We start from the raw sequence: 12,488 nt of genomic DNA on the forward strand, positions 1-12,488 counted from the left end.
AGCCGGCAAACGACATACTGTTAAACAACAATACTGTTACAGTTGGTCCGTCTGTACTACGCCATTTTGTTTGTAAATTACTCCGCCCTTCATTACCAGCTTTACATCCGACAGTTTATTGATATACCGCAGAACATCCCCTTTCACTGCAATAATGTCGGCATATTTGCCTTCGCTTACCGTGCCCAGCTTGTCAGACACGCCCATCATCACAGCCGGCCAGTAGGTGGCAGCACGAATGGTATCCATTGCTGATATCCCCATTACATCTACCCATACCGCCAGCTCGTTCCAGGTGCTTTGGCAATGAAATTTAGTGGGAATACCACTGTCAGTACCCACCAAAAACACTACTCCGGCTTCACGCAGCTGGGCAATTTTGTGCTTAAGGGTTGGTTTGCGCAGTGGCGTCAGTTGCATATAAGCCAGCTTACCCGGCTGCTTCAGCGACTGTTTAATGTCGGCGATGGTGTCAGGCTTTAAGCCACGCTGCCAGCAATCGGCGTCCAGATGCTCGGGGTTAGCCACCGTTAAATCATAGTTCCACAAACCTTCTACTGTTGGCGTCCAGAACAGGGGGCCGCCGGCAACCCGGCCGGTAGCGGTGCGCTCTTTAAGCAAGTTCATGACATCATCAGGAAAGGCCGGTGCCGTGGTCAGGCCGGTATGTTCAAAGTTATCGACACCAATACTCAGGCCACGGCGAATTTCATCCGGCCGGTGCGCATGGGCAACAACCTTAAGACCGTGCTTATGCGCCTGGGTTACTATGGCCTGCGCCTCTTCCAGCGTCATTTTGTCCTGATCGATAAGCTTTACAATATCCACGCCGGCTGCGGCCAGTTTATCGACCTTTTGCTGCGCGTCTTTCACCCCCTTAATGCTCCAGCGAAACGCCTCGGTGCCGGGGTAAGCTTTATGCTGTAAAAACGGGCCGGAAACAAATAAGCGCGGACCGGGGATCTCCCCCTTTTCAATACGCTGTTTCACACTGATAGAATCGGCCAGCGGCGCGCCCAGATCGCGGGCGCTGGTAATACCGGCTAACAATAACTGCACGGCACTGGCTGGCATAATTTCATCCGACAGCCGGTTAATGTAGGCTTTATCCCAATGCACATAATTGGCATGACCATTTAGCATCAGGTGAGCGTGGTTTTCCCACAAGCCGGGTAATACATCCATGCCTTCGGTAGACACCACCTTATAACCATCCGGCACCGGTAGCGTGGCGACTGTGCCAACCTGCTCTATCATGCCATCACGCACCAAAATAACGCTATTTGCCAGCGGTTGGTGGCCATAACCGTCAATCAGCCGGCCGCCAACCAAAGCCGTGGTGTCGGCCTGTACCAGCCCTGCGCCCCACAGCACACAGCTTAATAAGCTAAGCAGTAGTGGTTTTTTCATTGTTATATCGCCTCTTCACGCCAGGTTAAAATTTAACCTAACGCTGATTCAACCTGAGCACAATGGGCTTTAACGCAAATAGCCGGCAAACTGGCAATAAAAAAGCCCGTTATAACAACGGGCTTACAGCATTCACTTAAGTGTTAAATATTGCTACAGCGTTAAATGCTGGCCAACAAAATCCAGCAGTTGCTTATAGTACACACTGCGGTTTTCCGGCGAGTAAAAACCATGGGTTTCATCATCAAACTCCAGCCACTGATATTGTTTACCGGCTTTATCCAGCGCGGCTTTTAAACGGGTGGCATGCTCCAGCGGCGCACGTTTATCTTTTTTGCCATGGGCAATAAAAAGTGCGGCCTGCAATTTTTCTACATGATTTACCGGCGAAATATGCTGAATAACCGCGTCATCTTTACCAAGCACATTATCAAGATAAGCGACACCAAAGGTCCGTGTGGGTATATCGCCTTCCTCTTTCATCAAGGTTAAATCATAGATACCGGCCACTGCCACAGCACATTTATACAAATCCGGCGCCAGCACAGCCGATTGCACTGCCGAATAGCCACCAAAGCTGCCGCCCATAATGCACACATTGCCGGCCTTAGCTTTACCACTATCGATAGCCCAGCGGGTACCGGCAATAATATCCTGTTGTATCGCATCGCCCCATTGTAAATACCCTGCTTCCTGATGTTTCAGTCCATAGCCCCAAGAACCACGATAATTTAACTGCAATACCGAATAACCTGCTGTCGCCAGCAACTGTACTTCGCGATCAAAGCCCCAGCTATCACGGACAAAATGCGGCCCGCCATGCACATTTACAATCAGTGGTTTATTAGCACTATTACCCTTGCCGGCAGTAAAATAGCCGTGAATTTGAGTGTCATCGAAGGATTTAAACGCAATGGCTTCTGTGGTTGCCAACTTGGCTTTAGCCAATGCCGGCATCCTATCGAATAGCTTTGTCATACTGCTATTTTTTTTATCGAATAAAAAATAACTGCCGGCATTAATATCTGAGTATATGGCGACGACCCAAAACTGTTCATTGCTGGTTTTACTGGTAATGGTAAGTGCATTGCCGGGAAAAGTGGCCAGCAAGTCTTTAAATACCTGCGCTTCAGCATATTTATCCGACAGCAACACATAGGTTGGCAGACCATCGTCAAGCTTTAACGCAAAGATACGGTTATCATTTTTAGTGTGTTCAAAATGCGCAATATCGACGTTTTTATCGGTAAAAATTTCTTTGTAACTAAAATCAGCCAGCTTTAGTTTAAATAAGCCGGTTTTATCCTGACCATAGTCATCCAGAACATAAACAGAGTCCCCGCTTTCATCCAGGCCAATGGCAGAAAACCGTTCACCAAAGTTCGATGCTGGTACCTGCTCCCAATCTTTAACTTTGTCGTTAAAACGATATACCAAAGTATTGTCGCCTTTATCGACACCTACCGCCAGTTTCAGTGCACCGTCCTGATCGGCGATAAAATCAGCGTAAGGCACCGGCGAATGGCCGACTTTACGCATTTTGCCAGTGTAAATATCCAGCAACATCAGCTCAGCTAAACGGTCACCACCTTCGCTCCAGGGCGTGCTGGAAATTAAAATCTGCTCTTCGTTATCCGGCATCACACTGACAATTTCAGCCCAGCCTTTTGTCGCTTCTTTCTTTTTAATGTGCGAGCCGGTTTGCATCTCACCGGCACGATAACCGTAAATCAGGCTGGCTTTAGAGCTATCCCAGTTTATTGCAAATAGCTCACCATAATATGACGGCTCTTGTTTCCATGGCATGATCTCGGCCATTTTTATCACTAAGCGCTCGTTGTTGGCCCAGAAATAGCCGCCAATTTCTTCACGGCCGGGAAAGCGGATAGCATTAACCATTTTAAAATTTTTACGTTCAATAATGCCCAATGCAGTTTTGTTATTAATATTTACCACTGCCGAAATAAAGCGGCCATCCGGTGAAATTTGTACATTGGTATAGGTTGGATTCTGGCTGAGCAACGCCACCATATCAGCATCATTAGCTGCAACAGCCGGCCACTGTATGATAAAAACAGCGCATAACAACATAATCCTTATAGCATTTTGCATGGTATTCCCTTAGTAAACCCCAAAGCGGAAACCAAAGTTAACAAATTGATTAAATTGTGACAACAAGGAAATGTAACAATACTCTAATTTACAGTTGTTACTGCGGTAACAACATCGGCTGCATTACCCAGGTCATCCACTACCTTGATATGAAACTGGCCGGCCTGCGCTTGCCATAGCAGCGGCTCATCCGGACGGGCGGCACCAATAAAGCGGTTATCGACAAACCAGTAGGCAGTTTTGGCCGCTCCATCCAGGGTTGCCAGCAGCGGCAAACTGTTTTGTTGTTTATCTAACTGATATTGCAACCCGGGTTGCGGCAGACGGATAACGGGTGGCTGGCCCTGACCAGATTGCAAGCAGCCAGCGGCCATAGCCGGTACCTGCTGCAGCATAATGCCGGCCCGGCTAAAGGCCTGCTGAATATCTGATGGCCAGAATTCAAACACCTTTAGTTCGGTTTGCGGTGGCGTATGCTGACAGGCGCGCAGACCGGAATCGACGTACACCGGCACAGCGCGATGCACCTCAGACAACCTGACTGGCGACACGCCGGGTATAAACCAGCCGGGACGGCTTTGCGGACAGTGTTTGTTCGGCAAGTCACCGCTGCGGCTACACAGTAGTACCTGTTTAACATTAAGGGCTGCAGCGGGCGTAAACAGCTGTTGCTCTGCCTGCAAGTCTGGCTGTAATAATGAAAACAGCTCAAACAATAAGGGCCCGGCTGCGGTACGGCCAACTAAATTAGCATTGGCACTGCCGTCAAAATTACCCAGCCATACCGCCAGCACATAATCACCGCTCAGGCCTATTGCCCAGGCATCACGAAAGGCGTAAGAGGTACCGGTTTTCCAGGCCACCGGCCGGCCAGGGCTGAGTTGACTGATAAGGCCCGGCTGCGGTCTTGGGTGTTGGCGCAGCATATCCAGCGTTAAAAATGCCGCTTCGGCGGTAAGTAAGGGTTGCACCGGCTGGGTAGCCGCCTCTGCCTGCCATTGCAGCGGTTGCCAGTTACCGCCGTTACCTAACATGGCATACAGCTGCACTAATTGCTGCATGCTAATTTCCATACCGCCCAATACCAGTGCCAGGCCGTAATGGTCAGCAGCTTGCGGCAACGGTACCTGCGCCTGTTTTAGCCAGTGATAAAAATCCGGCTCTGACAGCTTGGCCTGCAATTGCACCGCCGGCACATTACGGCTGTTAATTAATGCCTCAGTAGCACTTAGCGGCCCGACAAACTGCCGGTCAAAGTTTTCCGGATTAAAACTGCCATAACGCCGGGGTAAATCACTTAACAGACTTTGCGGATGAATATGCCCCTGCTGCATCGCCAAAGCATAAACAAAAGGCTTTAAAGCCGAACCGGGCGAGCGCAGCGCGCTAACACCGTCTACCTGGCCAGCAATATCAGCGTTATTAAAATCAGCTGAGCCCAGATACGCCGTTATCTGCAGGCTACTACGTTTCACCAGTAATACACTGGCATTAACCAGGCCTTTGTCACGATGGCGGCCCAGATAACGGCTTAGCTGTTGCTCAATACGTTGCTGTAAAGCGGCGTCAATGCTGGTATAAAAGCGCCCGCCGCGCTGCCCTTCACCTTGCAGATGGTTGAGTAAATGCGGCACTTTATACGGTAAGTCGGTACGGCTTTTATACTGCAGCGGCAGCGTAAGCAGCGCCTCACGCGCGGTGGGATGCTGCGCCAGCCACTGTGCCGTTAGCCGCTGCCGGGCTAATTCCAGTTGTTGCCGGCCTTGTTGGCTTAGCGGGCTGCGTTGGTTTGGGTTTTGTGGGATCAAGGTCAGTGCTAAGGCTTCCGCCTGGGTTAGCGCTTTGGCTTGTTTACCAAAATAAATCAGGCTGGCGGCGGCCACGCCTTCAATGTTGCCGCCATAGGGCGCATAGTTAAAGTAGGCCTCAAGCAGTTCATCTTTGTCGTAATGCCACTCCAGATACAGCGCATAGGCTAACTGCTGTAACTTGCCGCTAAAGCTGCTGCTGTTCAAGCCAAAACGCAGCCGCGCCAGTTGCATGGTTAAGGTGGATGCGCCCTGACGCCGGCCATTTTTAAGCACACTTTGCCAGAAGGCCCGCGCTACGGCTTGCAAGTCTACGCCAATATGTTGGTAAAAACGCCTGTCTTCATACCACAATGTAGCCTGAATAAGCTCCGGTGCTATATCGCTTAGCGGTAGCTTTAGCCGGTAACGCTGATCCGCCGCCAGACGCAGGCTAAGCAGGCTGCCGTCGGCGGCAAAATAGGCACTGGCCTCAGCATAATGCGGATACAGCGACGGTTTGCGGCTGCATACCAATAGCAGCACAGCTAACAGCAAAGCTGCCAGCGGCACCAGCAGCAGCCTGCCCAGCCAGCGCCGCACTTTAGTTAACGGCATGATCTGCACTTAGCTGCATTAATTGGCCTGCGCCTGCACGACAAAGCGGCCAGCGGCAGTACTGGCGCGCACACTGTTATCGTACATCGACTCGGCCTGTACCACCGGCAGAATAAAATCACCGGCGGCAGTCACCTTAACCTGATAACGCAGCTCGGTCATTTTCGGGCCAAAACTGGCGTAATACACTAACCGATCTTCACGGATATCAACATAGTCGGCGCGCCAGCCCTGGCGCTCGCGCGGCACTGAGCTGCGGATCACACTAAAGCCTGCCGGCAGTAAGTCCACCACCGCCACATTGTTATGCCAGCTGGTGCTCAGGCTACGCAGGCGCAGGCGCACCGTGAGTTCATCGCCTTGTTGCGCTTGCGTTACCAGTTTACCTTCGCTATTCAGATAATCCCGCGTCACTTCCAGCTGCTGTGCGACAGCTTCTGTTGGCGCTTTAACAGCAAAGCCGGCTTCACTGAGGGCATAAAACAGCGGTTGCTCACTTTGCAGCACTATTTTCTCTGCCAGTACACTAAAAGCGCGCTTGGGTTGCGCAGTTTGATTATCTGCGCCTGCCAATGCGGTTTTACTGCCATCGGTATGTTGTTGATAAAACAGCGGCGCTTTAAGCTCTTCGTCACTAAACAACTGATCATAAGCCGCCAACGCCAGCACGGTGTAGGCAGTGGCATAGGTGTTGTACTGTTTATCAAATACCGGCTGCAGTAAACGCAGCAGATCTTGCTGATCCAGTTTGCGCGCTTCATCAGCAAAATGGCTGGCCAGCAAATATACATATTGTGCATCCTGGCTTAGCTGCGATTGAAACGCCGGGTTGGCGTACGCCGCCAGCGTGATACCAGAGCGGGCCAGATAAGCCGTTTGCAGCGCCGAAGCTTTGCCCAGCCGGTAGTTGCTTACTAAAGCCCGCGCCAGTTCAGGCTTTTGCAACAGCTGATAGCTGGCGGCCATGTAGCTGGCAGTAATATCGCTTTGCCAGGCTTGCTGATGCTGTTTTTCCAGCCTTTCGTGCAGCTCGGTTAAATAATTGCTGGTTACTTCACCACTGCGCGTCAGCAAATAAATGGCCGTAGCGCGGGCGCGAGCATGATACAAATTAGCACCGCCCTGGCGTGCGGCACGGCGCAGATACTCAAGCCCCTGCTGGTACAGATAATCCGGTACAGCCAGGCCCTGCTCGCGGGCAGCCAGTAAAAAGTGCATGGCATAAATACTTGGTATATCGGCACTGCTGTAACCGCCGGGCCAGAAGCTAAAGCCGCCGTCACTTTGCTGACGCTCGGCCAGCTTTTCAATCAGCACAGCAAATTTGTCATTCAGTTCAGGCCAGCGTGCCTGATAGGAAGGTTGTTGCACTAAACCCAGCCAGGGGAATACCTGCGACACCACCTGCTCAGTACAGCCATGTGGATACCGTGCCAGATAATCGGTAAAGCCTTCTACCAGCACCAGCGGGCTGGCTGAGGCCGCTACGGCTAGCTGGGCAAACTCGGCATGCAGCGGATAGCGGGTTGCCACTTCGGCGTTGCCATTTTTGCTGTAACCGGCATTAAGGCTGGATAAATAAGGCGTTGCCGGGCGTATACTTAAACTGGCCTCGCGCACCGCCTGTTCCGTTACCGCGTCGCTGCTGTACTGCGCGGTAAAACCTATGCTGGCTTCACCTGGTGCCGCGCCGGCTTTTACCCTGAAGCGGGCACTTTGTTCACTGCCCTCACTAATATTAAGCTGCACCGTACCTTCGCCTACCAGGCTTAACGCCGCTGGCAACTGCACACTTACCTGTATCGGCGCATCCTTACCCGAGCCCTTAATACCGTTGGCAACACTGATGCTGACATCAAACTCATCACCCGGTGCCGCGCTTTGCAACACTTCAGGTGTTAACACAAAGGGGCCGCGCACGCGCACATCACGGCTGCTGGCTGCCAAGGCATTGTCGGCCACCGCGACGGCCATCAGCTTAATATTACCGCTAAAACTTGCCGGCAGCGTTACCTGAGCACTGCCCGGCTGGCTGCTGGCTTTTACCATGCCCAGCCAAAACACGCCAGGTTGCTCGGCACGGCGGGCAAAGGGGTTAAGGTTTTTATCCATCATCATCCGCGCTTCAGCCAGTGCCATTCGCTCGACATCCCCCCCAACACCGGCCAGTTGGCGTTGCAAGGCGCTAAACTCGGGTAAGATCAGATCCAGCATTTGTAAACTGCGCACTTGCAGTGCCTTCTTCTGCAGATAATGGCCTAACGGATCGGGTAGCTGGTAGCCCGCCACCTGTAAAATGCCTTCGTCTACGCCATATATCAATAAATCGGCCGGTTTGTCGGTGCGATAGCCCAGCGTAAAGGCTTTACCCGGCCTGACTTCCTCTGGCGCGGTTAGCGTAATAGCTACAGTGCGGGCACTGCGATCGATATTAAACGGCACCACCGCATAGCTAAGCGGGCTGACAAACAAGGCGTCGGAGTCACTGGCACGGACAAAGGCAACATTAACATAGGCATTGCCTTCCAGCTCTGAAGGCACCTGAATACGTGCAATGCTGCTGGTAGTGTCACTGCTAAACCAGCTAAAGTTATGCACTTTATCGGTTTCAATACTAATTAAGCCGCTACCGGTATAAGGCGCGGTAATATTCAGCTCTATCCAGTCACCGGCTTTATAGTCGGTTTTATCCAGTTTAACGCTTAGCGCCGCGTTTTGTTCCAGCATGGCAGCGGTATTGCCCTCAGCTACCACGCTAAACGCCAGGCTGCCCAATACCTGCCCGTCCTGCTGCAACTGCAATTCAAAATCGCCGGCGCTGTCGGTAGGCAAGGTGTAGTTACTACCGTTAGCGTCGATAGCAAAAGCACTGCTGCTAAGTTCAATATCCTGCACTATGCTCTGGTAGGCAAAGGTGCCGTCTGGCTGTTTAACCAACGACGACAGCGGACGTTTTTCTATTAATTTCACGCTGATATCATTAAGCTCAACCTGGCTCAGGCTATTATTTACCGCAATAAATTTCAGCTTACGTGTTTGTTGCCGTTTCAGGTAACGCAATTCACCATCAGCTTTTACCGCCACCAGCACCGGTAACGGCGACAACCAGGCGGTACTGACGGCTTTAACACTGCGCCCGCCACTGCTGTCAAAACCTTCACTATTAACCACCAGACGATAAGTACCGCCACTGTACTGCGCTAATGGCAGTGCAAAACTGGCTTTGCCGTCGGCATCGGTTTGTTGCTCATCCAGGCTCAGCCGCACCCGGCTGCGCGACTGCTCATCCTGCTGCGGCGCGATAAAATGATAATCAGCATACTGCTGAAAACTGAAATTGGCCGGAATTAATTCCAGCGAGGCGCTGATCCGCCGTTGTTGTGCCGGCGTGCCAAACAGATTATCCAGCTGGATCTGTGCCGCCAGATCTGCCGGTGCCAGCCAGCCTTTGGCGCTTTGGTTAAAGCGGCTTTGTATTTTTAATGTATCCGGCAAAAACTCTTCCAGTACAAAGCTGACAGAGCCCAGATGCCTTGTAGTATTGCCCTTGCTATCAAGCAGGCTTACCGAAGCATGGTAATTGCCGGTTTCGCTGTGTGCTGCGGTATCCAGGCTAAAACTGTGCAAGCCTCTGCCGGCCAGATTGAAATTTTGCTGCCAAAACATATTGCCGCGCGGGCTTCTCAGCTGAATTTTCAGCGGCAGATCCGGCCCGGCCAGCGATAAATCACTATTGCGGATAATAGCCGCCAGTTGCACCTGCTCACCGGGGCGATAAATGCCACGGTCGCTAAACATATAGGCTGTCAGGGCTTTATCGCTGTGTTGATCCTGATAGCGGCCCCCGGTATCAAATTTAGAAAAGTCCAGTTGACGGCTGTATCTGTCGTACGGAATAAAACTGCTATCGGTCACGCCGTCACGCAGGCGGCTAACCAGATACACCACCGGCTGGCGCTCGCGCTCAAAGCCGCTGGTAGATCCCAGGCTAACATGGCCCTGAGCATTGCTGACGGCAGACATAATGGCCTGGCCGTTTTTACCCAGCAGCTCCACTTTAGCCCCGGCTACCGGCTTGCCGCTGGCTACCGACATCACAAATACCTGCTGGCTGCTGTCGGCCTGATGCTTCACCAGCAAACCTAAATCGGTGACCAACACGACGCGTTTGTCCAACTCGGCACCGTCACGGTTTGGGTAGCGGGCGTCATATTCAGTTATTTTGACAAAAAACACCCCCATTCCTGCCTGTTCAAGATAAGGGGTTAACGGCAACGCCAGATAGCTGGCCTGTTTTGGATGCTGTTGCGCCAGATTAAAGGTTTGCTGATGCACAGTACTGATATTAGATTCATCAAACTGGTAGTTGTAAAAATACGGCTGGCTGACATCGCCACCGGTCTGGCTGATAAAATGGTTTAAATGCTGCGGCAGTAACTTATGCAGCGTAACCTTTACGCCTGTTACGCCGCGGGTAAGCAGCTGCAGGGTTTTATCGCCGCTCAGGCTAAGTAAGGCGCCATCACCAACCAGCCTGGCCTGCTTCGGATACTCTGGTGCCTGCACCACGCTGCGATATTCACTGGCCAGGCTAAAATCACTGCCCGACTGCAAGCCCTTGGGCACGCTAACAAATACGCTTTGGCCGGGCAGTAAATCCAGTTTCAGGCTAAAGGCGCTATCTTGCTCAGCAGCGGTTGGCATCAGCTCGACCGGCAATAAACTGGCCTGTTGCAATACTGCCGCCGTCACCTCACCTGGCGCCCAGTAATAGGACTTGCGCCGCGGGTGTTTTGGCAATACATACAACTTAAGCTTTTGTTGTAATTCGGTACGGCTAATACGATCCGTAAATTCCAGCAGCAGCATTTGCCCGGGTTGTTGCTCTGGCGTGTAGACAATCTCCGTGCTTAGCCGTTGTACTTTTAAAAAGCTGCTTTTATCCGGTACCAACAGCTGATCACTAACCGCGTTTTGGGTTATCCCCTTGCCAGTGCTGGCCTGAACGCCCTTTTGCAGTGTCAGTGTCAGATACTGCTCCTGCGCTGGCAGCGTTATTGCTGCCGAACTGACATAAACTTCACGACCGCTGGCATCTGCGCTCAGGCTAAATGCCAGCGCCTTACCTTTGCTGTTAATATCAGCACCATTGTCGCGCATGGTTAACGATAGCTGCTGCTCGACACTTTGCAGCTGCACCGGGTGGCTAAAACGCAGCGTTGCCACAATCTGACGCGTTGCCTGCTCGGTTGGGTGCTGATAAAACCGCAACCGCTCGACGCCGGCACTAAGCTCTGCCGTACTAAAACGGTAACTGTCGCTACTGAGTACGGTGGATGCGGCAAACAGCTGTTTTTCCAGTTTCAGCTGATAACTGCTGCCGGCAGGCCAGGCCTGCTCGGGGGTAAAGCTCAGTGTGTTATCGTCCTGCCACAACCATTTACCAGCAATTGCCGGGGTAATGCTGGCCCCTTCCGTTAGCACTTCGCCAATTAAATCCAGCCGCGCCGCCGACAGCTGTGGTACTGGCGCAATACGCCCGGTCTGGTTGCTGATGTCATAGCTAAATTGCAAGATTAACGGTGTGGGCTGTTCGATATCGTCCTGATAGTGGCCAAGCGGCGGTGCTATAACCTGCGCCTTAACCTGCAGCGGTTTGGGCAACTGCTGGTAATACTGATAAGCCGCTACCGCAGCCGCACCCAGCGCCAGCACAGTTGCCACAGTGGCGAAAAACCGCAGTGGCCGCTGCCTTGCCTGTTGCTTTACCTGTTGCAGCCAGGCTGGGGCGACCCAGCTAAGCGAGCCGAAAATTTTGCTAAACCATGAGGCAGAGGCAGGCATAACCAATCCTTGTTAATGAAATCGCGTAAAATGGGTAGTGTTGCCGAGTATAGGCGCTGAAAATTAATCACTGATGAACTATAGCAGTTAACGCTAAACGTCTTAACCCCTTGCGATTAAATAGCTGTTATATAAGCATAAAGTTATGCAATGGCTGATACTGCAAACGGCCGTCATGTTGCGCCGACTGATACAGCGCAAACTGGCTGATGTGCAGATTTAACGGCGTTACCGGCTGCGCCAGTGCGGCATCGGCCACCGCCTGGCGGGCCAGCGTAATATGCGGCCGGTATATATCGTGGATATCGCTAAAACCCTCGGCTTTACAACACTCGGCTACCTGCTGCTGTAACAGCAACAGCGCATCTGGCAGCTGGGATGGCGCCAGATAGAGAATTTTCGGTTTGGTAAAACAGCTTAAGGTATCCAGCATGATGCTAAACGGCGCTAAGTTAATTTGTCCGGCAGCGTTAATCAGCCGCTGTTGCTGTGTCGCATCAACCTGGCCTAAAAAAAACAAGGTCAGATGCAGATTATCGCTATCTACCGCTTTCGCAGCAGGGCACAGGTTAAGCGCCTGGCGCTGATAAGGCAGCAATTGTTGTTGCTGCAGCGGTGAGAATTTAACGCTGAAAAACAGCCGTTTTGATTGCAACAGCAATGCAGCCCCTCCTGACATAGACGCCTGAATTAAAATAAATTATTTGCTAAAAAGCA

The 12,488-nt window shown here is 51.9% G+C and carries 5 protein-coding genes; all 5 read right to left on the reverse strand.

Annotated features, from left to right (window positions below):
* Window positions 1–36: 36 nt before the first annotated feature.
* The 5 genes from MN202_RS00235 to thpR all read right to left on the reverse strand — a co-directional run bounded on the left by MN202_RS00235 (window position 37) and on the right by thpR (window position 12,450).
* A complete protein-coding gene (locus MN202_RS00235; protein ID WP_335734071.1) occupies window positions 37–1,410 on the reverse strand; it encodes an amidohydrolase family protein in 1,374 nt (457 codons plus the stop codon).
* Between the two features lie 153 nt (window positions 1,411–1,563).
* Window positions 1,564–3,441 carry an alpha/beta hydrolase family protein gene (locus MN202_RS00240; RefSeq protein ID WP_335734072.1) on the reverse strand — a complete coding sequence of 626 codons (1,878 nt, stop codon included), beginning with the start codon at window positions 3,439–3,441 and terminating at the stop codon, window positions 1,564–1,566.
* Window positions 3,442–3,605: 164 nt separating this feature from the next.
* The gene (gene pbpC, locus MN202_RS00245; protein WP_335734073.1) at window positions 3,606–5,927 is read right to left on the reverse strand and encodes a penicillin-binding protein 1C; all 2,322 of its coding nucleotides are present in this window, start codon (window positions 5,925–5,927) and stop codon (window positions 3,606–3,608) included.
* Between the two features lie 18 nt (window positions 5,928–5,945).
* Window positions 5,946–11,771: an alpha-2-macroglobulin family protein gene (locus MN202_RS00250; RefSeq protein WP_335734074.1), complete on the reverse strand. Its 5,826-nt coding sequence runs from the start codon at window positions 11,769–11,771 to the stop codon at window positions 5,946–5,948.
* 127 nt (window positions 11,772–11,898) lie between these two features.
* On the reverse strand, window positions 11,899–12,450 hold the full coding sequence (thpR, locus tag MN202_RS00255; protein ID WP_335734075.1) for an RNA 2',3'-cyclic phosphodiesterase: 552 nt from the start codon (window positions 12,448–12,450) through the stop codon (window positions 11,899–11,901).
* Window positions 12,451–12,488 lie beyond the last annotated feature (38 nt).

It is taken from the genome of Rheinheimera muenzenbergensis (assembly GCF_036984005.1).
Lineage (GTDB): Bacteria > Pseudomonadota > Gammaproteobacteria > Enterobacterales > Alteromonadaceae > Alishewanella > Alishewanella muenzenbergensis.

Excerpts from the sequence above, each read along its gene's own strand:
- MN202_RS00250 (WP_335734074.1), bottom strand. The coding sequence starts at position 11,771 with ATGCCTGCCTCTGCCTCATGGTTTAGCAAAATTTTCGGCTCGCTTAGC.
- MN202_RS00235 (WP_335734071.1), bottom strand. The coding sequence starts at position 1,410 with ATGAAAAAACCACTACTGCTTAGCTTATTAAGCTGTGTGCTGTGGGGC.
- pbpC (WP_335734073.1), bottom strand. The coding sequence starts at position 5,927 with ATGCCGTTAACTAAAGTGCGGCGCTGGCTGGGCAGGCTGCTGCTGGTG.
- thpR (WP_335734075.1), bottom strand. The coding sequence starts at position 12,450 with ATGTCAGGAGGGGCTGCATTGCTGTTGCAATCAAAACGGCTGTTTTTC.
- MN202_RS00240 (WP_335734072.1), bottom strand. The coding sequence starts at position 3,441 with ATGGTGGCGTTGCTCAGCCAGAATCCAACCTATACCAATGTACAAATT.